This is a genomic window from Chitinophaga jiangningensis (assembly GCF_900142605.1).
Lineage (GTDB): Bacteria > Bacteroidota > Bacteroidia > Chitinophagales > Chitinophagaceae > Chitinophaga > Chitinophaga jiangningensis.
Genome location: NZ_FRBL01000007.1, coordinates 388,674 through 413,685 on the forward strand (window position 1 = coordinate 388,674; position 25,012 = coordinate 413,685).

Annotated in this window: 21 protein-coding genes; 11 read left to right on the plus strand and 10 right to left on the minus strand. The window is 46.2% G+C overall.

From position 1 onward, the window contains the following. The first annotated feature begins 8 nt into the window (after positions 1 to 8). The 3 genes from BUB18_RS19815 (at position 9) to BUB18_RS19825 (ending at position 3,762) form a co-directional block, all read left to right on the plus strand. Positions 9 to 2,096 carry a histidine kinase gene (locus BUB18_RS19815; RefSeq protein ID WP_143160013.1) on the plus strand — a complete coding sequence of 696 codons (2,088 nt, stop codon included), beginning with the start codon at positions 9 to 11 and terminating at the stop codon, positions 2,094 to 2,096. 21 nt (positions 2,097 to 2,117) lie between these two features. After that, a complete protein-coding gene (locus BUB18_RS19820) occupies positions 2,118 to 2,873 on the plus strand; it encodes a LytR/AlgR family response regulator transcription factor (RefSeq protein WP_073084413.1) in 756 nt (251 codons plus the stop codon). Positions 2,874 to 3,156: 283 nt separating this feature from the next. Next, entirely contained in the window at positions 3,157 to 3,762 is a 606-nt protein-coding gene (locus BUB18_RS19825) for an outer membrane beta-barrel protein (RefSeq protein WP_073084415.1), read from the plus strand. A 217-nt stretch (positions 3,763 to 3,979) separates the two neighbouring features. Here BUB18_RS19825 and rho read toward each other — a convergent pair whose 3' ends face one another. Beyond that, positions 3,980 to 5,725 (minus strand): transcription termination factor Rho, encoded by a 1,746-nt coding sequence (gene rho, locus BUB18_RS19830; RefSeq protein ID WP_073084732.1) that lies wholly within the window; start codon positions 5,723 to 5,725, stop codon positions 3,980 to 3,982. A gap of 398 nt (positions 5,726 to 6,123) precedes the next feature. Between rho and asnS the strand changes: the two genes are divergently transcribed. From asnS to chrA, 4 genes are all read left to right on the plus strand, one after another. Further along, positions 6,124 to 7,563, plus strand: a complete 1,440-nt coding sequence (gene asnS / locus BUB18_RS19835) for an asparagine--tRNA ligase (RefSeq protein ID WP_178372159.1) — start codon at positions 6,124 to 6,126, stop codon at positions 7,561 to 7,563. Positions 7,564 to 7,686: 123 nt separating this feature from the next. Then, positions 7,687 to 8,202, plus strand: coding sequence for an ExbD/TolR family protein (locus tag BUB18_RS19840; protein WP_073084419.1), 516 nt, complete (start codon positions 7,687 to 7,689; stop codon positions 8,200 to 8,202). Between the two features lie 84 nt (positions 8,203 to 8,286). Then, positions 8,287 to 9,243, plus strand: a complete 957-nt coding sequence (locus BUB18_RS19845; protein ID WP_073084420.1) for an isopenicillin N synthase family dioxygenase — start codon at positions 8,287 to 8,289, stop codon at positions 9,241 to 9,243. Positions 9,244 to 9,599: 356 nt separating this feature from the next. Beyond that, the gene (gene chrA / locus BUB18_RS19850) at positions 9,600 to 10,793 is read left to right on the plus strand and encodes a chromate efflux transporter (protein ID WP_073084422.1); all 1,194 of its coding nucleotides are present in this window, start codon (positions 9,600 to 9,602) and stop codon (positions 10,791 to 10,793) included. Here the strand turns inward: chrA and BUB18_RS19855 are convergent. From BUB18_RS19855 to ku, 3 genes are read right to left on the minus strand one after another with little or no spacing between them, the layout of a single operon-like run. After that, positions 10,788 to 12,125, minus strand: a complete 1,338-nt coding sequence (locus BUB18_RS19855) for a sigma-54-dependent transcriptional regulator (protein WP_073084424.1) — start codon at positions 12,123 to 12,125, stop codon at positions 10,788 to 10,790. The genes chrA and BUB18_RS19855 overlap by 6 nt on opposite strands. A 43-nt stretch (positions 12,126 to 12,168) precedes the next feature. Then, entirely contained in the window at positions 12,169 to 12,768 is a 600-nt protein-coding gene (locus BUB18_RS19860) for a DNA polymerase ligase N-terminal domain-containing protein (RefSeq protein ID WP_073084425.1), read from the minus strand. Next, positions 12,765 to 13,544 (minus strand): non-homologous end joining protein Ku, encoded by a 780-nt coding sequence (ku, locus tag BUB18_RS19865; protein ID WP_073084427.1) that lies wholly within the window; start codon positions 13,542 to 13,544, stop codon positions 12,765 to 12,767. Before ku ends, BUB18_RS19860 begins: the two co-directional genes overlap by 4 nt. A 119-nt stretch (positions 13,545 to 13,663) precedes the next feature. Between ku and BUB18_RS19870 the strand changes: the two genes are divergently transcribed. Then, positions 13,664 to 14,011 carry a hypothetical protein gene (locus BUB18_RS19870; protein WP_073084429.1) on the plus strand — a complete coding sequence of 116 codons (348 nt, stop codon included), beginning with the start codon at positions 13,664 to 13,666 and terminating at the stop codon, positions 14,009 to 14,011. 90 nt (positions 14,012 to 14,101) lie between these two features. On the opposite strand, the gene BUB18_RS19875 is transcribed toward BUB18_RS19870, so the two are convergent. Next, positions 14,102 to 14,305, minus strand: coding sequence for a hypothetical protein (locus BUB18_RS19875; RefSeq protein WP_073084430.1), 204 nt, complete (start codon positions 14,303 to 14,305; stop codon positions 14,102 to 14,104). A 142-nt stretch (positions 14,306 to 14,447) separates the two neighbouring features. On the opposite strand from BUB18_RS19875, the gene BUB18_RS19880 reads away from it, so the two are divergent. After that, entirely contained in the window at positions 14,448 to 15,983 is a 1,536-nt protein-coding gene (locus BUB18_RS19880; protein ID WP_073084432.1) for a sensor histidine kinase, read from the plus strand. Between the two features lie 33 nt (positions 15,984 to 16,016). Further along, the gene (locus BUB18_RS19885) at positions 16,017 to 17,483 is read left to right on the plus strand and encodes a hybrid sensor histidine kinase/response regulator (RefSeq protein ID WP_083550336.1); all 1,467 of its coding nucleotides are present in this window, start codon (positions 16,017 to 16,019) and stop codon (positions 17,481 to 17,483) included. A gap of 13 nt (positions 17,484 to 17,496) precedes the next feature. Here the strand turns inward: BUB18_RS19885 and BUB18_RS19890 are convergent, their stop codons facing one another. The 3 genes from BUB18_RS19890 to BUB18_RS19900 form a co-directional block, all read right to left on the minus strand. Beyond that, positions 17,497 to 18,933: a sigma-54-dependent transcriptional regulator gene (locus tag BUB18_RS19890; protein ID WP_073084433.1), complete on the minus strand. Its 1,437-nt coding sequence runs from the start codon at positions 18,931 to 18,933 to the stop codon at positions 17,497 to 17,499. Positions 18,934 to 18,995: 62 nt separating this feature from the next. Beyond that, positions 18,996 to 19,421, minus strand: a complete 426-nt coding sequence (locus BUB18_RS19895; protein ID WP_083550339.1) for a response regulator transcription factor — start codon at positions 19,419 to 19,421, stop codon at positions 18,996 to 18,998. Then, positions 19,366 to 21,639, minus strand: coding sequence for a glycosyltransferase (locus tag BUB18_RS19900; protein ID WP_073084435.1), 2,274 nt, complete (start codon positions 21,637 to 21,639; stop codon positions 19,366 to 19,368). Before BUB18_RS19900 ends, BUB18_RS19895 begins: the two co-directional genes overlap by 56 nt. A 467-nt stretch (positions 21,640 to 22,106) precedes the next feature. Between BUB18_RS19900 and BUB18_RS19905 the strand changes: the two genes are divergently transcribed. Then, entirely contained in the window at positions 22,107 to 22,391 is a 285-nt protein-coding gene (locus BUB18_RS19905; RefSeq protein WP_073084437.1) for a hypothetical protein, read from the plus strand. 119 nt (positions 22,392 to 22,510) lie between these two features. Here BUB18_RS19905 and BUB18_RS19910 read toward each other — a convergent pair whose 3' ends face one another. Together BUB18_RS19910 and BUB18_RS19915 are read right to left on the minus strand one after the other, a co-directional pair. Continuing rightward, positions 22,511 to 23,539 (minus strand): NAD(P)H-dependent glycerol-3-phosphate dehydrogenase, encoded by a 1,029-nt coding sequence (locus tag BUB18_RS19910; protein ID WP_073084438.1) that lies wholly within the window; start codon positions 23,537 to 23,539, stop codon positions 22,511 to 22,513. A gap of 97 nt (positions 23,540 to 23,636) precedes the next feature. Then, a complete protein-coding gene (locus BUB18_RS19915; RefSeq protein WP_073084440.1) occupies positions 23,637 to 25,010 on the minus strand; it encodes an efflux RND transporter periplasmic adaptor subunit in 1,374 nt (457 codons plus the stop codon). Positions 25,011 to 25,012 lie beyond the last annotated feature (2 nt).

The following is a 25,012-nucleotide window of genomic DNA, read 5'->3' on the forward strand; positions in this document are numbered from 1 at the left end:
CGCTATTTGTGAAGCGCATTCTGCTATTAATGTTCCTGTGCTGTTGCACAGCGGCTATCACCTTTGCCACGAACGGGAGCGCACTACCCGATACCTTAACAATAGAGCCCTCGACGGCGCCTGTTGCCATAGATCTGCGCGCTTACACCGGCACCCTCGAAGATGCCACCGGCAACCTCAGTATCGACGCAGTTACACAGCTGCCGTTCTATACCAACAATCAACTGTTTCATGCCGCCCCACGCAATAACAGCAAGCCGAATAACTGCTGGATCAAACTCAACATCAAAAACCCCGGTAACACCAACGCCTCCTGGCTGCTGTTTACCGGCTGGCATGATTTCATGTACTGGTACGAACAGGCTCCGGGGAAAGTCCCGAACCTGCTGATGCAAACAGGACTGATGCTGGACCGCGGTGGCGTGGAACGCTGGAATAACTACGGCTTAATTACCGACATCCCCCCACACGATACCCGCACTTTCTACCTGCATATCATCAATAAATCCTTCAACGAAAACCCGTTTGAGCCTACGCTGTACAACTCAGCCGCATTTGTAAAGTTCCAGAGTGCACAGGTAGAAGGGTACCGCCGCGAATCGGTAGTGATACTCGTTTTGCTGGGAATGCTACTGGTGATACTCGGCATCTCCCTAATCAATTATATACAGTTGCCAGACAGATCCTACCTCTACTTCGCAATTTATGTACTGGGACTCATCCTGTTTTTTGCACTGCGACTGGAAAGCAAACCTTACCAGTTATCGTTTTTCCACCGCTGGCCCATGTTGAAATACTATTGGGATATTCCGGGGCTGCTGTTTTGTTTTTACCTGATGTACCTGCTTTTTGGAAATGCTTTCCTTAACCTGAAGGAGCGTTATCCCTTTATGGAAAGGATTTTCACCTGGGTGGCAGCCGTAGTGGGCGGACTCATTATCATCTGCATATACCTGATAGCCATGGAGCAATATCATCTCCCTACTATCATATATGGCTATGTATACTTTGGCACCCTGGTACCCTTACTGGCAATTTTTATTGCACTGGCAAGGAGATCGCAGCATCACCCGTTGGTGAAGTTCTTCCTGTTTGGCTCGGTATGCCTGTACCTGGCGTGCCTTGGCTCCTTTCTGATTCACGTACGCCCGTTAGGGTTAGTAGGTGCGCTGGGAGAGTTGTCGGCTCCCACGATCCTGCTGATCGGCGGAATCCTGCTGCAGGCCTTCTTTGTACTGGCAGGCCTCAGCTACCGCAATAAGCTGGTACACTTGGAACGTACCCGCACCCAGGAAATGCTGATCAAGCAGCTGAATAAAAACAAGGAGCTGCAACGCAAGCTGAATGAGCAACTGGAAGAGCTGGTAAAGGAACAAACCACTGAAATACTCCGTAAAAAGCAGGAGCTCGAAGAGCAGCGCAAGATTCAACTGGAAACAGAATATGTGAAAAAGCTTACGGAAATAGAGCTGAAAGCAATCCGTGCACAGATAAATCCGCACTTTATATTCAACTGTCTTAATTCCATACAGTTGTTTGTAATGCAACGCGACTTTGAATTTGCCCAGAAATATTTGTCTGATTTCTCCTATCTGATCCGTAAAACGCTTGACTTCTCCCGAAGAAATTTTATATCGCTGGCAGATGAAATTACATATCTGAATACTTATCTTGGTCTGGAAAAAATGCGCTTTGAAAACCGCATGGAATATGAGGTGGTGGTAGATCCGGAAATTGCTACTGCCGAATTGGAAATACCGGCTATGCTGTTGCAACCTTATGTGGAAAATGCCGTGAAACATGGCATGACCAACCCCAAACAGGCCCTGGGCAAGCTCTCCATCCGGTTTACACAAATTGAGCCTGACATGCTGGAGTGTATTGTGGAAGATAACGGGATTGGGATTACCCGCGCGCGGGCGCTGCGTTCTTTGCCCAAGCATCATCAGTCGTCCGGCATGGAAATCAGCCAGAACCGGGCTGATTTGCTGAATAAAATGTACAACACAGAAATACAGATTGAGATAATAGACAAAGCGTTGGAAGCGGAATGTAATGCTGGAACGGTAATCAGGATATTGATTCCACAACTTTAAGTGTATTCGTAAACGTTAGATATGGTAAAAGCAGTTATTATAGACGATGAGCGCAACAGCAGGGATATAATTGCCCTGATGTTGGAAAAATATTGTCCGTTCGTCGAAATAGCGGCTATGGCTACAGATTGTAACGATGGTATTGCACGGATCAGGGAGCATCAGCCGCAGCTGGTATTCCTGGATCTGGAAATGCCTGATGGTACTGGCTTTGATATTCTCACCGCCTTGCAGGAGGAGATGAATTTTGAGGCGATTTTTGTAACTGCTTTTGAAAAAAAGTTTTTGCAGATCATACGTTTGAGTGAGGTAGAGCTGATATTGAAGCCGGTGGATAAGGAGAGTTTATTGCAGGCGGTAACCACCGTGGTGGGGCGCGTGGAAGAAAAAAAGGTGACGCAGCGGTACCAGGTGCTGATGGAGAATTTCAACAGTCTGCAAAGTAACCAGTGGCGGGTAATTATTTCTGATACTGATTTCCGGGAGCGGGTGGTATTATTGGGAGATATTGAATATTTCGAATCAGCGGACGACAAGGCCGTTTTTCATTTACGCGATGGCGGTATCCTTCCGGCGGCCGGAACATTCAGATATTACCTGGAATTATTTTCCGGGTTGAGGTTTTATCAGTTAAATAATTCCCAAATAGTCCGTTTATCAGCGGTGGTGCGGGTTTCCGGCGATGGTACCCGGGTAATTCTGCAAAGTGGCAGCATGTTAGAGCTCTCGGAAAGAAGAAAGAAAGATTTATTAACCCGGCTTCATCATGAGCACTAAAAGCAGTTGACACTGTCAAAAGCCCTGTTCCGTCTATATTTCCTCACTTTGCAGGGCGCTGGCAAGCCTAATAATTAATGCGAGTGCGCGAAGGATACGTAACAATTTCTTAACAAAAAAATTTGGTTGAATAGTTTTTGCCCGTACATTTGACCCGCGAAACGAAAAAGTCAAATAGTCAGACAAAATTATCGTGTTGCAATCGACCAGGATCAGAAGCAAGGTATGTAGAAACAAAATTGAAAGGAAGCACAGTTTTAATGAATATTTAAATTAACGAAAGATGAAAAAGTTGATTGTAATTGCCGCAGCAGCTCTGTTCGGCACCCAAGTAGCAAACGCGCAAATCTCCAAAGGTGATTTCCTGGTAGGCGGTACTGCCGAAGTTAGCACCTCTTCCACTAAAACAAAAGACGCTGATGATAAAACCACCAGCACTTCTTTCGGTATCAGCCCTAAAGTAGGTTACGCCCTGAACAGCAACTGGATGGTGGGTGTGTTTGTTGGCACTCAGTTCGGCGTTGATAAAGCAGCTGACGGTACTAAAAATAAAAGCTTAGCTATCGCTCCTGGTATCTTCGTTCGTAACTACCATATGCTGGGTGATTCCAAATTTGCATTCTTCGCTGAAGGTAATGCTGCTTACGGTTTCGGTAACAACAAAGTTGACGATACTAAAATTAGCACCACTAATGCTTTCGCTGTTAACGTACAGCCAGGTATCTCTTATTTCGTAACTAAACACTTCATGGTTGAAGGTATGTTCGGTGGTATTAACTACACCTGGGCTCAGGATAAAACTGAAGCAACTGGCGTAAAAAGAAACACCAGCTCTTTTGACTTCAAGTTCACTCAACAGTTCTCTCTGGGTGTTAACTTCCTGTTCTAGTAGTTACCACGTGACTTTATGTGAAAATTTTATGGTAATAGAAACAGCTGTCTCATTTGAGACGGCTGTTTTGTTTTAATGATTACCGGCGCTGTCCATTGCCTGCGGCAGAGGAACAGCGCCAGTTTGTTCAGGGCCTGCGGCACCGGACAAACCGGGCATAAAAAAACGCCAGTGAAATTCATCACTGGCGTTTTCATTTATTTTAAAAGTTCGCTTATCCATTCATGGAGATCAGGAACTCTTCGTTGTTTTTAGTTCCACGCATATGTTGCAGCATGAAGTGCATAGACTCGTCGGTATTCATATCAGCCAGGTGATTGCGGAGGATATGGATACGTTTGAGGGAGTCTTTATCCAGCAGCAGATCATCGCGGCGGGTAGAGGATGCAGATACATCGATAGCAGGGAAGATACGTTTGTTCGCCAGTTTACGATCCAGCAGCAACTCCATGTTACCGGTACCTTTAAACTCCTCGAAGATCACCTCATCCATTTTAGAACCGGTGTCGATCAGTGCAGTAGCGAGGATGGTGAGTGAACCACCATTTTCGATTTTACGTGCAGCACCGAAGAACTGTTTTGGTTTCTGCATGGCGTTGGCTTCCACACCACCACTCAATACCTTACCGGAGGCAGGTGCTACGGTGTTGTGTGCACGTGCCAGACGGGTGATGGAATCGAGCAGTATCACTACGTCGTGGCCACATTCTACAAGGCGTTTTGCTTTTTGCAGGGCAATAGCGGAAACTTTCACGTGTTTTTCTGCCGGCTCATCGAAGGTAGAAGCGATAACTTCTGCTTTTACGCTACGTTCCATATCGGTTACCTCTTCCGGACGTTCGTCGATCAGTACCACCATCAGGTAAATTTCAGGATGGTTGGTAGCGATGGCGTTGGCTACTTCTTTCAGCAGCATGGTTTTACCCACTTTCGGTTGAGCTACGATCAAACCACGTTGTCCTTTACCGATTGGCGTGAACATATCCATAATACGGGTAGAGTAGTTATTGGATGTAGTGGTGAGGCGCAGTTTTTCGAATGGAAACAGCGGGGTGAGATAATCGAAAGGTACACGGTCGCGTACTTCTTCAGGTGATTTACCATTAATGGTTTCAACTTTCAGGAGGGCGAAATATTTTTCACCTTCTTTCGGAGGACGCACCGCACCTTTAACGGTATCACCGGTTTTGAGACCGAATAATTTTATTTGAGACGGAGATACGTAGATATCATCCGGCGAGCTCAGGTAGTTATAATCAGATGAGCGGAGGAAACCATAACCATCAGGCATCATTTCCAGTACGCCTTCGCTAACAATCACGCCATCGAATTCGATATTGAATGCAGGCTCTTTTTTGTTGTTGAATTTATTTTTCTGCGCTGCGGGCACGATGGTGTCCGGCTCTTCAGGCATCACAAAGTCATCATCGTCATCCTGTAACTCCTCTTCTTCTTCCTCCTCTTCTTCTTCCTGCACTCTGCCTTTTGCAGCAGGTGCCGGCAAAGGTTTTACCTCTTCCTCTTCTTCATCATGCATATCTTCAGTGAAAGATGGGATAATGATATCGTCGTCGTCATCGAAGGTGAGAGAAGGAATGCTGTCGAGGTCTATATCGAAGTTTTTGATTTTAGGTTTCGGAGTTTCGGAGTTATCGTCGGTTTCCTTGCTTTTGCCTGTGGTAGCTTTTTTTGCTGGTTTCTTTGCTGCTGGTTTTTCTTCAGTATGATGAGGTTCTTCAGCTGCGTGCTCGTCGTCTTTCTTTACAGGTTTGCGTTTGCGTGCTTTTTTCTCTTCTCCGTTTGCTGGGTTATCTGCAGAAGCCATTACAGCTTGTTTATCAAGGATCTTGTAGATAAGGTCTTGTTTGTTCAGTTTTTTTGCGTTTGTAACGTCCAGCTTCTCTGCTATATCAAGCAGCTCTGGAACGAGCATGTCGTTCAATTGTAAGATGTCGTACATCATCGGAATTGTCAAATTTTAGAAGTCATATGAGGCGGGTACCACTGCATACCAACACGCACCAATTACAAATAATTGTTTTGAGTCAATAAATTTAATTTGATTATTAAATTTGATAGGGAATGTTGAGTTCAGGAACTGCTGATGAAGGTGGTAATTTTGGACTTAATCAGACAGATTATAACGCAAGATTAAAACAACTTTCATAATTATCCAAAAAAATTTGCCCCTCATTGCCCTCTCCTTTCCTTGTTGCCGCTAGATTGCAGCCATATTAAGTACTTTTTTAACATTTCCTTGGCAAAAGCAGCCTTGCGTTTTCGAGGTTAATTGCAGGTAAACGGGCTATGCACTATGGATAATTCCACTTATTTTTGCAGTCCTAAAATTTATTTATTATGAGCCAAAGGGTAAAAGTTAAGCAGATCCTGGCAGACGACAGGACTAACTATGAAGTTACAGTAAAGGGTTGGGTACGGTCATTCCGTAACAATCAGTTTATAGCTTTGAATGATGGCTCTACCAATAATAATCTCCAAGTAGTTATAGATACCGAGAATACCGACCCTGCTACGCTGAAGCGCATCACCACCGGTGCTTCCATCAGTGCAGTAGGGGAAGTAATTCCTTCCCTGGGTAAAGGCCAGCGGGTAGAGCTCAAAGCAGCCTCCCTGACCATCCTGGGCGATTGCGATCCGGAAAAATATCCGCTGCAGCTGAAAAACAGGCCCAGCCTCGAATACCTGCGTGAAATCGCTCACCTGCGTTTCCGTACCAACACATTCGGCGCTATTTTCCGCCTGCGCAGCTCCCTCGCATTCGCAGTACACAAATTCTTCCGGGAAAAAGGTTTCGTATACCTCCACACCCCTATCATCACTGCTTCTGACGCTGAAGGCGCCGGCGAAATGTTCCGCGTAACCACACTGGATATGAACCAGCCCCCACGTACCGAAAGTGGTGAAATAGACTTTAAGGAAGATTTCTTCGGCCGCTCCACCAACCTCACCGTATCCGGTCAGCTGGAAGGTGAACTGGGCGCCATGGCACTGGGTGATATCTATACCTTCGGACCAACCTTCCGCGCCGAAAACTCCAACACCGCACGCCACCTGGCTGAGTTTTGGATGATCGAGCCTGAAATGGCCTTCTACGAACTGGAAGACAACATGAACCTCGCGGAAGAGTTCATCAAATCCGTGATCAGCTACGCACTGGAAAACAACCGGGAAGACCTGGAATTCCTCGCTGGCCGCCTCGCAGAAGAAGAAAAATCAAAACCACAGGCAGAACGCTCAGAAATGGGCCTGATCGAAAAATTGGAGTTCGTAGTAAACAACGAGTTTATGCGACTGACCTATACAGAGGCGATCAGCATCCTGAAAGACAGCAAACCTAACAAGAACAAGAAGTTCCAATATCTGATCGAAGGTTGGGGTGCCGACCTGCAGAGCGAACACGAACGCTACCTCGTGGAAAAACACTTTAAGAAACCAGTTATCCTCACTGACTATCCAAAAGAAATCAAATCGTTCTACATGAAGCTGAACGAAGATGGTAAAACAGTGAGAGCAATGGATATACTCTTCCCTGGCATCGGCGAAATCGTTGGTGGTAGCCAGCGTGAGGAAGACTACGATAAACTGGTGGCACGCATGGAAGAAATGCATGTTCCTGTGGAAGAACTGAGCTGGTTCCTGGATACCCGCCGCTTCGGTACCGCCCCGCATGCCGGCTTCGGACTGGGCTTCGAGCGACTGGTACTCTTTGTTTCCGGTATGACCAACATCAGGGATGTGATACCTTTCCCAAGAACACCGAAGAACGCAGAATTCTAATAAAAGTAACTCCCGCACACCGCGGGAGTTTTTTTTGCCCTTAATTTATGGAATGTATCTGACCCCGCATCTTACTGATGAAGGCGCTTTCAACCATTTTCGTTTATACTAAACTGTTATACCATGGCTGAAATGAACAATACATCCAACAACCGTCATGATGGCAAAAGAAGAAGTATCAAGAAATCAACCCGCGTGGATATGACACCTATGGTGGATCTCGGATTTTTGCTAATCACCTTTTTTATGCTTACCACCACCATGGCACAACCTAAAACATTGAACCTCCTGATGCCCCGCACAGACGGAGAACCCATGAAGCTGGGCGAATCCAAGGCCTTAAACGTTATCCTCGGCCCCAACAACCAGGTGGCATGGTACGAAGGCATGGACACCGATCCACAGATACATCATACCTCTTTCGCTAATAAAAATGGTATCCGTGATATACTGATCAGCAAAAAGGCTGCGGTAATGGAAAAATTCCATTCCAACGACCTCATGGTACTTATCAAGGCAGATAAAACCGCCAACTACAAGAACCTGGTGGATATCATGGATGAGATGCTGATCAATAAGATTGACCGTTATGCCGTAACCGATATCACACCGCAGGAAACTGCCTACTTCAACAAATAGCCATAATACCGGTCCTGCTAACCGCAGGGCCGGATTCCATGTGGTAAGGATTTGCTACCTTTACCACTCCAAAACAATAGCATTATGGCAATTACCCACTCCATTCCATCCGTGGACCTCGCGGACTTTACGTCGGGCGACGCCAGTCGCAAGGCTGCTTTTGTACAGCAATTGGGCAAAGCTTATGAAGAAGTAGGATTTGTGGCCGTTAAAAATCACGGCATTCCTGATGAACTGATCGCTGATCTGTACAAATACGTGCAGGAGTTTTTTAAACTCCCGTTCGACATAAAGCATAAATACGAAATTCCTGAACTGGCAGGTCAGCGGGGCTATACCTCTTTTGGTAAGGAGCACGCTAAAGGCTATGAAGCACCTGACCTGAAAGAGTTTTTCCAGTTCGGACAAACGGTGGAGGATGACGACAAAACCGTAGAACATTATCCGGCTAACGTACAGGTAGAGGAAGTACCGGCATTTACGCCAACCTTCTTTAAAGCCTACCGCGGCTTTGAGCAGTCAGGCCGCTACCTGCTGCAGGCCATTGCGCTCTACCTCGGACTGGAAGAGCATTACTTCGACAGCAAAATACATAACGGTAATTCTATTCTGAGAGCGATCCACTACCCTCCTATTAAAGAGGAGCCGAAATCAGCCATCAGAGCAGAACAACATGAAGATATCAATCTGATTACCCTGCTGGTGGGCGCTTCCGCTGATGGCCTTCAGATTCTTGACAAACAGAACAACTGGGTACCCGTTACCTCCCTGCCGGAACAGATTGTGGTAAACGTGGGCGATATGCTGCAACGCTTAACCAACAACAAACTGAAGTCCACCACCCACCGCGTAGTAAATCCTCCGCGCGAGTTATGGGGCACTTCCCGTTACTCCATTCCCTTCTTCCTGCATCCTAAATCAGATATGAAGCTGGATAGCCTGGATAGCTGCGTTACCCAGGATAATCCACTCGCCTATTCGCCCATCACCGCAGGTGAATACCTCGATGAACGCCTCCGCGAAATAGGCCTGAAAAAATAATATCCAAGCGGTATCAATAAAACTTAAAGCCCCGGAAAGTGTTAACCTTCCGGGACTTTAAGCTTGCATATCTGAACTGGTGTTAATAGTCAGATCATGGTTTTTTCGAACATCCGATATGGTTATTATTGAGAGCAGGTTAACTGCCCAATAAATGCGAGGCTACACGGCTACAGATGCAAATGCACACAACGGATAAAAGGCCATAACACAAATTCAATAGTGCTGGATATTACAAGTACCGTGCCTGTAATAGACCTCCTCTTTGGAATAATTAGCAACACTGTTGTATTTTGCAGTACTTTAACTATATTATCTTATTGTATCGCAAAGGCTAACCACCCTTAACTAAAACTGTGATTCTACGTCATATTCCATTCCTGAAAGCAGTACTCCTGCATAGTCTCACTGCCTATGGCGGCCCCCAGGGCCATCTGGCAATGATGATGAAAACATTTGTACAGCAACGAAAAGATGTAACCGAACAGGAACTGATGGAATATAACGCCTTCTGCCAGCTGCTGCCAGGCGCCTCCTCCTCCCAAACCCTTACCCTTATTGGTTATAAAAGAGGTGGGGTACTACTTGCCATTATCACGCTGCTGATATGGATTACGCCGGCCTGCCTGCTCATGGGATCACTGAGTTTCCTGTTACAATACTTTGATAAAAAGGCACTTCATACCGACATCTTTATCTACGTACAGCCGATGGCGGTAGGCTTCCTGGCCTACGGCAGCATAAAGGCGTTCAAGATTAGTATAAAGAATACTGCTACTTGTTGTATCATGATAGGATCCATGCTGGTAGCGTGTTTCCTAAAGTCACCGTGGACTTTCCCGGCCCTGATCATCGGAGGCGGTATCGTCTCCAATTTCAGTGATAAACGTATTCCGGATATAGCCGAAAAGCCAAAGAAGATTCAATGGGGTAATATCTGGCTGTTTGTGCTGCTGTTTATCCTGGCGGGATTCATGTCGGAGCTGGCGCGTACGCACGACTGGATCACCCGTCGTCCGTTCAACCTGTTTGAGAACTTTTATCGTTTCGGAAGCCTGGTATTTGGCGGTGGGGATATCCTGATAGCCATGATGTTGGAGCAATACGTGTTCCGTGCTAAAAGCCAGTTCCTCTCTGCCGAAGAGCTGCTCACCGGAGCTGGTATCATGCGCGCCCTTCCCGGACCTACCTTTTCGATATCGGCTTATGTTGGCGGCATGGCCATGCGCAACCTTGGCATGGGCTACCAGTTCCTGGGCTGTATCCTGGCTCCCGTGGCGATCTTCTTACCCAGCTTGTTACTGGTGCTCTTTTTCTTCCCCATCTGGCATAACCTGAAAAAATATGTAATCATCTACAGGGCGCTGGAAGGCATCAACGCCGTGGTGGTGGGAATTATGTGGGCCGCCACGTTTATCCTCTTCTTTGCGATTCCCGTATCTCCGGTAAACATCATGGTAATGGTGGCCACACTGGCGCTGCTGCTGTTCAGCAAGCTGCCTTCGCCGGTGATTGTACTCACCTGCGTATTGCTGGGTTGGCTGTTATAGGTTAATGTTATATTCCTTGATTTTATTGTACAACGTAGTGAGACCTATATCCAACAGCTCCGCTGCTTTCGTTTTATTTCCCTTCACATGCGCCAGCACCCGGGCAATATGATGCTTCTCCACTTCTGCCAGTCGCATGGAAGCGGGTGTGGAGGCGTCCTGCCGGAAGTCGAAAGGCAGTACATTCACATCCAGTGTATCTGTTTCCGTTAGTATGGCGGCTCTTTCAATAACGTTCTTGAGCTCACGGATATTTCCTTTCCAGGAATGCTGTTGCAGCGCCTGGAGGAAAGCGGGCGTCATGCCGGAGAGGCGCTTATTTAGTTTAGGTGCCACCTGGTCCAGGAACCAGGCTGCCAGCATGGGAATATCCTTTTTACGCTCGTTGAGCGAAGGCAGTACAATCTGAAAGGCGCTTAAGCGATAGTAGAGATCGGAACGAAAATGCCCTGCATCTATTTCTTTCTCGAGGTTCCTGTTAGTAGCTGCAATCACGCGCACATCCGTTTTGGTGGGCTTTGACTCCCCTACTTTATAAAACTCCTGCGCTTCTAATACACGCAGCATTTTCGCCTGCAGCTCCACTGGCATCTCCCCGATTTCATCCAGGAAAATAGTACCTCCTTTAGCTTCTTCAAAAAAGCCCTTCTTATCCTTTATTGCGCCGGTGAAGGCCCCTGCCACATGGCCAAATAACTCGCTCTCCAGGATATCTTTTCCGAAGGCACTGCAGTTAACGGCTACAAAAGGCTGCTGATTGCGGCTACTGGACTGATGAATGGCCTGCGCAAATACCTCTTTGCCGGCTCCCGTTTCGCCGAGGAGCAGCACAGTGAGGTCCGTCATGGCAACCTTTCGGGCCAGTGCAATAGCATTGTGGATTTCCTCGCTGTTGCCGAGGATGGTATCAAAACTATATTTTCCGTTTAATTTCTTTTCGAGATCCCGGACCCGGTATTGCAGTATTGCTTTGTCCATGGCTTTGCTTACGAGGGGGAGAATGCGATTGTTATCGTCGCCCTTGGTGATGTAATCGAAAGCGCCGTTTTTGATCGCCTGCACACCATCTGCAATATTGCCATAGGCGGTGAGCACAATTATCTCGGATTGCGGATACTTACTGCGAATAGTCTGCACCAATTCCACACCGTTTCCATCCGGTAGTTTTACATCGGAGAGTACTACCTGGATTTCTTCCTTTTCCAGCAGCTTTAACGCCGTACGTACGTTGGGGGCTTCATGCATGGTATATCCTTCCAGTGCCAGGAGCCTGCTCATCAGCTTACGCAGCTGATCTTCATCGTCGATAATCAGAATGTGACCTTTAGCCATAACGCTGCAAAGATAGCAGAAAGGCAAACGTGCGCCGCTTGTCTTATTTTTTAGCTTTAGCAGCAGCTTTTTTGGGAACGGGTTTATTTTTTTCTCCCTGGTCTTTCACACGTTGGGGCGTATAGTCCTCACTGTTATACTCCTCCACCGCATATTTATCGTTATGCTTGATCAGCAGCCAGGCATTTGCTTCTGCAGTTTTCATTTTTACCAGGGCAAATTCTCCTTTCAGCTTTTTCCCTTTCATTACTATTTTCAGGTTGCCGGCTTTAATTTCGTTCAGGGCCTGCTTATCAAAATTTTTACCCTCATCGTTGAGGAGGGTAAAAGTGCCTTTATCCCAGATGTAAACGCTGCCGGCACCGTAGTTGCCTGCGGGAATCACGCCCTGAAAATCCTTGTAGTCATAGGGATGGTCTTCCACCTCCATGGCCAGGCGCTTGTCTGCCGGGTTTAGCGAAGGGCCTTTAGGAATAGCCCAGCTTTTAAGCACACCATCTATCTCCAGCCGGAAATCGTAATGCAGGCGGGAGGCCTGGTGACGCTGTACAACAAAAATATGTTTGCCTGCTTCAGGCTTACCCGCCTGGGGTTCTGTTGTTTCCTTGAAATTTCGTTTAGCCTTATACTTTGTAAGCGTCATGATACTTTCTTTTTACCTGATTTACCCAAACTAGCCTTCAGCTGATCAAAGAGGTCGGCACTTTTCGTATGTACCACCCGCATCTTTTTAACCACCGGCTTTTTACCACTTGCTTTGGCTTTGATGATCTTCATCAGCTCGGCATTGTATTCATCTTTATAAGCGGAAATATCAAATTTCTCCGTGTATTCCTTTACCAGGGCAGCGGCCATGTCCAGCTCTTTTTTCTGCAGTTTTACATTGGTAGGCAGGTTCAGGTCTTCGGCCGACCTTAACTCCTCTTCGAAACGCAGTTGCTGTAACAGGAGGTAGTTTTCGCGGGGGCGTATCACCGCCAGGTGTTCCGCTGAGCGGAGCACAAAACTGCTGAGGCCGGCTTTCTTGGTTTTCTCCAGCGTCTGGCGCAGGAGCTCATAGGCCTTTTCTCCTCCTTTGGCAGGTTCCAGGAAATACGGGGATTCGAAGTAGATGTCATCAATATCTTCTTCCTGAACAAAAGACGTTATTTCGATGACCTTACTCTTTTTCGGGCTGGCTGCCTCAAAGTCTTCATCTTCGAGTACAATGTATTCATCATTATATAAATAGCCTTTCACAATTTGTTCCCAGGGGACTTCCTTACCTGTGTCTTCATTTACACGTTTGTACCGGATATGCCCCATATTTTTGCTATCCAGCATATCCAGGCTGATGTGGCTATCCTGTGTGGCGCTATATAACTTCACCGGTATGTTTACCAGTCCAAAACCAATGGCGCCTGACCAAATTGCTCTCATATCTAAAGGTTTTTGGTTATAATTAACTAACACACAAATGGTACCATGTGTTGTATCGTACCTTCCCCGGCAGGCGGCATAACTTTTGGATTTTGATCATTAACCAAAAACCCTTTTTTATGGAAAAGCCAGGCGAAATGACAACACTGACAAGAGTAATGGAAAAACTGCGTGAGAGAGGCTTTGATCATGAATTAAAACTCAGCGACCATGGCCGCATGCAAAATCCGGAATCCAAGAAAATCTATAATCCGGAAGATCTGTTAATTGTCAAAACATATCGGTTTGAAGGTGATTCAGACCCTTCCGATTCCTCCATCCTTTATGTACTGGAAGATAAGGAAGGTGATAAAAGTTTTGTCCTGGATGCTTACGGCGCTTACAGCAGCCATGACGGTCCCGGATTTGACGAGTTTATCCAGAAAATTCCTGTGGAAGACAGGGATGAGCAGCTGCTCTTTGGATAAGCCACGATACACCTCCAATTACCGAAAGAGGGCGGGTACCATTGGCACCCGCCCTCTTTCGGATTTGCCGCTTATCGGCGAAAACAGTTATCATTTAGTTTGAGGATCAGCAGGCTGGTGTGGCGTTTGCCGATCCGGAATTTCCTGTGGAATAGGCCTTATTTCGGGTTGATCCGGCGGAGGTTGCATGGGAGTCGGCTCGTGCCGTCCTGGCTCCTGCCTGTCCGGCGACGGCTTATCCGGCTGAGTTGGAATTGGTTCCTTGTTCCTGTCGGGATTTGGATTATTTGCCATAGCTTACAGTTTTAAGGTGAACATATAATTATTGAAAAATCAAAGTTCGTTCCAGCACAGTTAGTCTGCCCTCACCGTCAGTACCCGCATGAGTTGTAGAAATTCGCGATACAACTGTGGAAATTGTTGCTCATTATCAGCCATGAAAACACATGACAGCTTACCGAAAATTCCGGGAGATACAGTATCTTCAAATGCCGTTGCAGTAACCAACAAAGACGATATGCATTTTTCCGTACACAAGAAAATACAGATTGGTTTTTTCATTGCGTTTACCGTTATCGTGACAGCGTCGATATTCTCCTATCTTGTTGCAAAAAACCTCCTGGATAACGCTGCCAGGCTTAACCACGCTATTGAAGTTTCCAAGCGACTGGAAGTGATCACCAAACAGGTGAAGGAGGCTGAGGCCGCTATCAGAGGCTTTAAACTTACAAAGGACAGCTCTTTCCTTGATCCTACCATGAAAGACAGAAGCCTGCGCATTGAAAAAGAATACCAGATGCTGCGCCGGGTAACGGCCGACAGCAAAATCCAACAGCTCCATCTGGATACACTCCGCCAGCTACTCACCATCAAATATGAGCAGCTGCTGGGCAGCAATGCCGAAGCGGATATGAGCAGGGAAGAAAAAGCCACTGTCCTGGCCGGTGAAAGTGTAATGGACCGCATTGACCACACTGTGCAGGAAATGGTACACATAGAAGAAAGCCAGGTACACGAAAAGTCGGAACTCTTTAACTTCTTCTCCGGCCTCTGGGTGCCTATGATCTTCATTTCTTCACTGGTGGCCATTACCATCGGAATTTATTCCTACATCACGCTTACAAAAGAGGTAAGACTGCAACACCATATCGAATCGAAACTGAAGTCTTACCAAAGAGATTTACAACAAAACATTTCACTCTTAAATAAAACTAATCAGGAACTCGAACAATTTGCCTATGTAGCCTCCCATGACCTGCAGGAGCCCCTCCGCAAAATATCTACCTTCTCTGACCGATTGCAGGTAAAATACAAAGAGCAGCTGCCAGCGGATGCGAGCGAGCTGATAGACCGCATGGTGGCCGCCGTATCCCGTATGCGCGTGCTGATCAACGACCTGCTTACCTTTTCCAGGGCGGGCCGTATTATGCCGGAAAGCATTGTACCGGTAGACATGAATGAGTTACTGAAAGAGGTGGTGAGCGATCTGGAAATCACGCTGGAAGAGAAAAACGCCGTGATTGACATTGATGAGCTGCCTGTAATTGAAGGCAACCCTACCGCCTTTCACCAGCTGTTTCAGAACCTGATTGCCAATGCCATCAAGTTTTCGCACCCGGAAAGGCAACTGCATATAAATATCCACAATGAGTTGGTATCCGGCGAAGACCTGGGTTTTGTAAAGGAGAACCACTGGGAAGAAAAATATTGCAGGATTAGTATAGCGGATAATGGTATCGGTTTCGACCAGACCTATGCCGACCGGATTTTCCTCATATTCCAGCGTCTACATGGCATCAGCGAATACAGCGGAACCGGCATTGGGCTTGCGATCTGTAAGAAAATAGCGGACAGTCACCATGGCTTTATTATGGCCAATGGCTACCCCGATAAAGGCGCCACGTTTACCGTCATTTTACCAATGGTACAACCCCTGAAAAGTGAAGAATATGCAGATCAACATAAAGCTTAGCATCGTTCTTGCTGTAAATCTGCGTGTTATTAAATGCCTGAAATATTACCTGCTACAGCGATGAGTGAGTATCCAGTTAACATACTTATGATTGACGATGATGAGGATGATTTCTTTCTTGTCAACGAACTATTACATGACATCTCTCCAGGCCAGTATAAACTGGAATGGGCACCTACCTTTGATAAGGGGAAAGCAGCCATTAACCGGAGAGGGCATGATGTATATCTCGTGGATTATCGGCTGGGCCCATTTACAGGGCTCGACATACTTCACTATTTCCAGGAGCTGGATTTCCAGGCGCCGGTGATTATGCTTACCGGTAAAGGTGACTATGCTATTGACCGGGAGGCCATGCAGGCCGGAGCCTATGATTATCTTGTTAAGGGAGATATTACGGCTGACCTGCTGGAAAGAAGTATCAGGTATGCACTCGATGAATATAGTCATCTCCGCACCATCGAAGAGAGTGAGAAAAAATACTTCGGCATATTCGAAAAAGCACATGATTTAATATTGCTTGCCGACTGTAACAAGAATATTATAGATGCCAATCCTGCGGCGCTTAAAACACTCAAATACCACAAGGAAGAGCTGTTGAATAAGCACCTGCGCGACCTGTTTGTCAACAAGGAACAAAGCGATAATTTCATTGGGCATATTTGTGAAGAAGGCGAAGCCTTGAGGGAATATGATTTCAAAACCAGCGACAATCAAAAGCTGGTAGTACAGATAAATGCCGTGATGCTGGATGAAGCCGCACAGATTTTTTTATGTGTGATCCAGGATATTACCGAAAGAAAGCGTGAAGAGCAGGAAAAGCAACACCAGGAAAAATTTGTAATTACAGGTCGTATTGCGCGTGTAATTGCACATGAAGTACGGAACCCACTTACCAATATACTCCTTGCCGTTAGCCAGTTTAAAGATGATCCGGCCGTTTCTGCCAGTGATGATGCCATGCTGTATACGGATATTATAGAGAGAAATTGTACCCGCATCAATCAGTTGATTACGGAACTGCTGCATAGCACCCGTATGATGGAACTCCATGCATCAGCAGTGAGCCTTGACAGGTTGCTGAACAATACGCTGGCTCTTTCCAGAGACCGCATGAAACTGAATGAAATCAACCTGGAACTGTTGCTGGAAAATGAGACAATTCAGGTAGTGGCAGATGAAGAAAAAGTAGTGATTGCTTTTCTGAATATTGTTATCAATGCCATTGAAGCTATGACACCGGGCAAAGGTGTTCTGACCATTTCCACCAGGCGTTTTCAGGATAAGGCGATCATCAAAATATCAGATAATGGCCCTGGTATTCCTGAAGAACAACAAGGACGCCTGTTTGATCCTTTTTACACCAGCAAAGCCAAGGGAACCGGTTTGGGCCTCACCAGCACACAAAATATCCTGCTGAACCACAAAGGCACCATACACGTAGAAAGCGAAATGGGTAAAGGAACAGCTTTCACTATAACTTTACCCATTGCGCAATAAAACCTAAACGGTTTTAGTAATTTATATTCAATAACCGCAGCTTGTTATACAGTGTTTTTCTGTCAATGTTTAACAGTTGTGCAGCTTTTGTTTTATTGTATTTTACCTCTTTCAGTACATTGATAATCTTGTTGTACTCCGCCTGCAATGCCACTGACTTCAAGTCATTTTCATTGGAAAGAATAGATGAAAGCTCACCCACCATTGGCATTTCTTCCACCTGCTGATTAAATGATTCCTTCATTTCCAGCGGCAGTGCAGCCATGGTAATTTCCTCTCTTTCAGGTGTGAGCAGGCATGCGCGGCGAATCACATTTTTAAGTTCACGGATATTACCTGGCCAGTTGTATTGGCGGAAGCATTCCCATACTTCAGGAGAAATGCTGCCACAGGTTTTATCCAGTTCTTTTTCTACCTGGCGAACGAATGCCTCAACAAACAATGGCAGGTCGGCCTGGCGTTCTCTTAATGGCGGAATGTATATAGTGAATTCGTTGAAGCGATGGAATAAATCTTCCCTGAATTTACCGCGCTGTACGGATTCAGAGAGCTTTTCGTTAGAGGCAACGATGATGCGTACATCAATTGGAATTTCTTTCAGGCTGCCGACTCTTCTGATTACTTTTTCCTGGAGTACACGGAGGAGTGCAACCTGGATATCATAGGAGAGATTGGAGATTTCGTCCAGGAAGAGGGTTCCGCCCTGTGCCTGCTCGAAAGCGCCGATCTTTGTATTGATTGCGCCGGTAAACGCTCCTTTTTCATGACCGAATAGTTCACTGGCGGCCAGTTCTTTGGAGAGGCTGCCACAGTCCAGTGCTACAAATGGTTGTTCTGCGCGTTTGCTGTGATAGTGGATAAGATGGGCTACCGATTCCTTACCGGTACCGGTTTCCCCGAAGATGATTACGCTATAGTCAGTGGGTGCTACCAGTTTGATCTGGCGGATCAATTCCTGTGAGTTGGCACTTTCACCATACACGTATTTATCATTTTTATCGTTTTGATTGCGCTGCAGCAGGGTTTCGCGGGCTTCTACCTCGCTGCCTGCTTCTACCGGCTGGGAGGCGCGTCGCTCCTGTTCCGCTTCTTTATGTGCGAATGCCTTATGTACAAGGTTAAGAATTTCATCCGGGTACAGTGGCTTCGACAGGTAGTCGTAAGCACCGTTTTTCACCATTTCCACAGCTACGCGTACATCCGTATAACCGGTGATAATTATTACGATGGTATTAGGATTGATCTGGCGAATATCCTGGAGCAGCTGTGCGCCGTCAGTATCTTTAAGCCGGTAATCACATAGTACAAGGTCAAAAGGCTTTTCCTTCATCATCTTGAGGGCTGATGTTCCGGTCATGGTGGTTTCAACAGCAAATCCGTGCTTGGTAAGGAACTTACTAAGCAAGGTACAGATGTTGATTTCGTCATCTATTATCAGAATATTTCTCATACTGGATTCATATAAATTTTGTGGGAACAGCTATCTAATTTAATAATTAAAAATGTGGACTACTAACTTTTTATCTTGCCCAGCAGTTCATCAACGCTTTTGACGTTAAACGGCTTTGCAAGAAAAAAAGAGGCGCCGGTAGTCAGTGCTTTTTGTTTCTCCATCTCATTATCATAGGCGCTGATAGTAATGATAGGCAGCGTAGGAATGATACCTTTGATTACAGGCAATGCATCCAGGCCTGAGCCATCCGGGAGGTGGATATCCAGGAACAGCAGATCAGGTTTGTAAGTTTGCAGGTACTGCATCCCGTCGCGCAGGGCATGAACATATTTTACGGAATAGCCATGCCGAACAAGACTCAGTTGCAGTAACCTGCAAATGTCAGGTTCATCGTCTATAATCAGGATATGTTGTCCTGTTTTTCTCTCCTCAGTTGAAACCGATTCTGGCCGGTTCCAGGCTGTTGTCTTGTTTCGATGTAACATACTTATGTTTATTCCATTCCTCCATTAGCAGACGGCCCATCAGGTAGCAGACGGTTGATTCTGCCCCCTGGTTTTGATTGATGTTATTTGTTTCCAAGCCATCATAGCAACCATACGTCAGGGGATTATATACCAGCTGTTTCAGGTGGTTGTTACCTAAAAACCAGCTGAAAGCCAGTCGTGACCTCTCCAGGCAGGAAGGATCTTTTGTGATATTATAAAATGTATGAAGTGCCAGCATTGTATAGGCTACCTCGATGGGTTGCTCGCCTCCTTCGGCGATTTCGACATCCGTGCGGTGATACCATGATTTGTTGCTGATCATCTTCATGTGATTCTTATTACAGGTTTTGTGCCAAAGGAAGTGCATGCTTTCCTCGGCGGTCTTCCGATACCTGTCGTCCCCGGTTATTTGCCATGCCATCATCATTGCTTCTGGCAGTACGGCGTTGCCATATGTGAGGTAGGATTCATACCATTTCCAGGTGCTGTCGGCCTCCTGGTTATAGGCCTGTTGTAACCTGAAAGCTAAGGTACGTACTATATCTTCCGTAATATCACTGCGACGGTATTGACGGAAATAGTATAATCCTTTGATAGCAAAGGCAATAGCGCGTGGTGATTTCAGGCTCTCCATCCATTTCAGGCATGGCCTGAAGATGGAATTAAGTTCCTGAAGCATATCAAAAGGCAGGTATTTATAGTTGGAAAGGGCATAACCGAGTGCCCAGATAGTGCGCCCATTGGCATCTTCCAGGTTCACTTCATCGTTCATCTCTGAGAAGGAACCATCTAAGTTCACATAGTTCAGAAATTTCCCGGAAGGTTTCTGACAATAGGCAATAAAATCAATGTATTTACGGCTCAGGCTATATATAAAACTGCTTGGCTGCAGTTCTTTCATGTACATACACATGGCTATGAGTGCGCGGGCATTATCGTCCAGGGTGTAGCCTGATTCCGGGTCCGGCGTATCATACTTGGAGAACTGGAGCATGCCGAATTCGGTGGTGAGGCGGTCGATATGATCCAGGTAAGGAGCTGGCAGGTTTGGCAACAGTGGTTTGTCTTCCGCAAACACCTCGTTGATCACGCTCATATGAGCGATGGCAACGTTTTCCCAGATGGAGCTGCGGGTTTTTTCGATGGCATTCTGGCTCATGCTGTGGCGTAGTTCCGGGTTGGCAATCAGCTTAATAGCGGCGGCGGCCAGTTGTTCGTGATTATTAAAATCGATCAGGCAACCGCAGTGCTCATCCAGCATTTCCTTTGCCTGAACGAACTCCGTAGAGATGACAGCGCAGCCGGCGCTCATGGCGTACACAAAAGTGCCGCTTACTGCCTGATGCGGGTCTTTAGAGGTAAAGAGGTAGATATCAGTCAATGAGAGGTAGTCCAGCAGGGCATTGAGCGACAGGTAACTGTTGACGAACCGTACATTGTTTTCCAGGCCATATTCTTTCACGAGTAGCTCCAGAGAGTCACGGTATTTCTCTCCTTCATGGCTGAATACCACTGGGTGTGTTTTCCCGAGGATGAGGTATAATACATTAGGGTCGTGCTTTACGATATCCCGCATGGCTTTGATACCAGTTTCTATGCCTTTATTTTCTGATAAAAGGCCAAAAGTGCTGAGGACCGTTCTTCCCTGTACATCGTACTGTTTTTTCAGTGCGTCAAGGTCATCCACAATATGGGCGTGTGTTCCATGCGGAATATACTCCACTTTGGATGCCGGTACATGGTATACCTCTTCCAGGAGTCTGGCAGAGGATTTCGTCATCACCAGCACTTTGGCCGCAAGTGCACTGATAAGGCTTACCACCTTGGTGCATTTGGGGTCAGGATATGGTAATACGGTATGAAAGCGGATAACAAATGGTTTATCCAGCAGGGACAACATTCCCAGCAGGTTGTGGCCGTATTCGCCACCCCATAATCCGAATTCATGTTCAAATACGATAAGGTCGATTTTACTGTTTGCATTCACTTCATGCGCAAAGGCCACGCAACTGTCAATATCGAATGGGTTAAGCGTGTAAGTTACCTGAGGGTTAGGGTAGGTTAACTGTTTTCCGGCTTCATGTAAGGCGCAAACTTCGATTTCCAGTTTACCGGAGAAGCTTTTTTCCATCGCATTAATGAGGTCTTGGGAGAAAGTAGCGATTCCGCATTCCCTGGGAGGAAAGGATGTAACAAATAGCAATGTTCTGGTCATGTTCCACAATTTTTTTCGTTTTACTAGATACAGCCGTACGGGACAATCAGTTCAAATATTAATCCATCCGTAATAGCCGGTGTGCTGGCTGACCTCTTTCAAGAACTGTAGAATTTTCTCTACAAATTTTACGGTACAACTGAGGAATTGGGTAGGGCAACTGCTGCCCAGGCAGGCCATTTTGTAAATCATTTGTTAATCCGCCATATCGTTAACATCTAGTAAAGGTTTGTTGTAAACATAAATATTTACTTCGTATTACAAAATGCTTAACAAATCACAAATTATTACTCAATTATAATCATTATGACAGCACAAGTTTTACATTACCGGAAGTTTGTCCGAAGGTTGATAATTTTGGTGCAACGGAATAGCCAAAGCACCAAAATGAGAAAAATTCTATGGCAAGCAAGCATCAAATTTAGCGGGGAAATGCTCCTCCATTTAACTTCAAAAACCAGAGTTACATGCGGAATATCTCTTGTACATTCAAAGTAGATGGAGTACCTAACAAAGTGGTACTGCGTAAAGTAGCAAAAGAAAGAAGATTTCAGGCGTCCCTGAACGGGAGTACAACACCAACTGAATACATTATTTCTGATGTCACGAATGAAGTAGAATATTACGATGGTCCGATGTTGAGTGATACGTATTTTGCGCGGGTGGTGTGGATTATCAAACAATATTTTCCCAACGTCAGGGCGATTATGAAAGTGGGGGCTGACAGCTATGACGATTACGAGGAAGAATAAACTAATTATAAATTCTCATCAAAGTGTGCTTTAGATGAGGGGTTACTCATCAAGCACTTTATGGAACACAGCGGGAGACATCTGCCTCCCGCTTTTTTATTTGTAAATAATTTTGCTACCTAAATAAAGCCTTTTTCCAAGGCCATAAAAGCCTCCGTTGGATGCAGCTGCTGCCATAATATAGCATACACGGCCTGCGCCACCGGCATATAAGCACCAATCTCCCGGTTCATTTCATGTAAACACCTGCTGGCATAATACCCCTCTGCAATCATGTTCAACTCCAGCTGTGCGGCCTTTACGGAGTACCCCTTGCCTATCATATTACCGAAAGTACGGTTACGGCTATGCAGCGAATAGCAGGTTACTAGCAAATCACCGAGGTAAGCGCTGGCACTGTAGTTATGCGCCGTGCTCTCTACGCCTTCTTCCGCAGCATGTATGGTTTCATATTGCTTCAGAAAGGTTTGCATCTCCCCAAAACAATTGGTGATGAACACACTCAGAAAATTATCCCCATACTCCAGCCCATGTGCAATACCGGCACCTAACGCATAGATGTTTTTCAATACCGCCGCCAGTTGTACGCCAATCACATCAGTATTCACCACTGTTTGCAGGTTACTGTTGGTAAACTTATCCGCAATAGCCTGCGCCTTGTCAGGACTCACTCCGGAAAAGGTGAGGTACGACAGTTTTTCGTTGGCTACTTCTTCCGCATGGCAAGGCCCTGTAATTGTGAAATAACGATCCAGTGGTACCTGGAACCGCTCCGCCATATAATTATTAATCAGCGTATTCGTACTAGGCACCAGCCCTTTAATAGCAGATATTACCTCCTTGCCTTCAAACGCATTTGCCGGCAGTTCACGCAAGGCATCTTCCAGGAAAGCCGAGGGAACAGACAATACCAGCTGATCGCTTGCCCCTACAATGTACTCCAGGTCGCTGCTCAGTTCCAGCAGATTGGTATCAAAATATACGGACGTCAGGTAATGCTTGTTATGATGGCGAAGATGCATGTGCCTGATCGTATCCTCATTGCGGATCCACCAGTTAATGCGGTGACCGTTGTCGGTCAGAATCTTGGCCAGCGCGGTAGACCAGCTACCACCGCCGATAATACCTATGCTTTTATCCTTACTCACTACGCGAATTTTTACGCAATGTAATGAAATTGCCCCTATTGAAAAGGAAGAAGCCGCACCAAAGGCGCGGCTTCAAGTATCTTATCTGTTATCAGGCTTACTTCTGGTTACCCTCAAACAACTGTGTTTTTGGAACTACTTTCACCTTCTTACCATTAGACAGGGTGCGTGAAACAGCTGAATAAGGCGCAGTGATAATCTCATCCCCTTCTTTTAAGCCGGACAAAATTTCGATGTTCGTATCGTCCTGTACGCCGGTGGTTACATTCACCATCTTAACGGTCATATCTTTCTGTAACACAAATACCACCTCATTTAACGCTGGTTTGGTGCTTTCAGATGAACCAGGGGTAGTATTATCCTGTACTTTCTTATCGCCCTTCACGCTATCCTGGTCACGGGTAGTAACAGCATTAATAGGGATAGCCAGGATATTATTGACGTGCCTTGTCTGAATATCCACACTGGCACTCATGCCCGGGCGGAAAGGATAAATCTTCCGGCCACCGTTGGTAACAGTCATAAGGTCGGCATAGCTCTCAGCCAGCACACGAATATGAACGATGTAATTGGTTACCTGTTCTGCGCTGCTGGTCGCAGCTGTAGTAGTGGCTGCGCCTTTACTGCTACTTGCAATCTGGGTAACGATCCCTTTAAACTTGCGGTTATTATAAGCATCTACTTCAATGATGGCTGTGTCCCCGTACTTTACTTTAGGGATATCGTTTTCTCCAACATCTACCTGCACCTCCATGGCATTCATATCTGCGATGCGTAACATTTCAGTACCGGTCATTTGCGCCGTACCTACCACGCGCTCACCTTTCTTTACGGAAAGCAGTGATACAATCCCGCCCATGGGGGCATTGATGGTAGTACGACCCAGGTTTTTATTAGCCTCGGTGAGGTTTGCCTGTGCGCTGGCAACAGCAAATTTATTACTGTTGATCTGCTGCACTGCGGCGTTATAATCTGCAAGGGAAGCCAGGTAAGTAGCTTCAGCAGTTTCATATTCTGACCTTGAAATTACCTTCTGTTCCAGCAGTTCCTTATTACGGTTATACGCTGCTTTATTCTGATCCAGACGGGCTTTGTAAGAATTAAGCGCGGCTGTGGTGTTGGCCAGCTGGGCCTGCGACTGACTAACAGAGGCTGCAGCCTTGTCCACCATGGAGCCATAAATATCTGCGTATATGCGTGCCAGTACCTGGCCTTTTTTTACGCTATCGCCCTCCTGCACCAGGAGGTCTGTGATTTCACCGGAAACGTCGGAGCTAACTTTTACTTCTACTTCGGGGTAAATTTTTCCGCTGGCCGTTACTACTTCAATAATGTTTTTGCGGCCCGCCTTTTCTGTAGCGACTTTAATACCTTCTTCCTTACCAATAACACCTGTTTTTTTCAGGACGATGAGTAGAACAATAAGTGAACCGAGTATGCCTATGAGCCAGTAAAGTGTCTTTTTCTTCATAA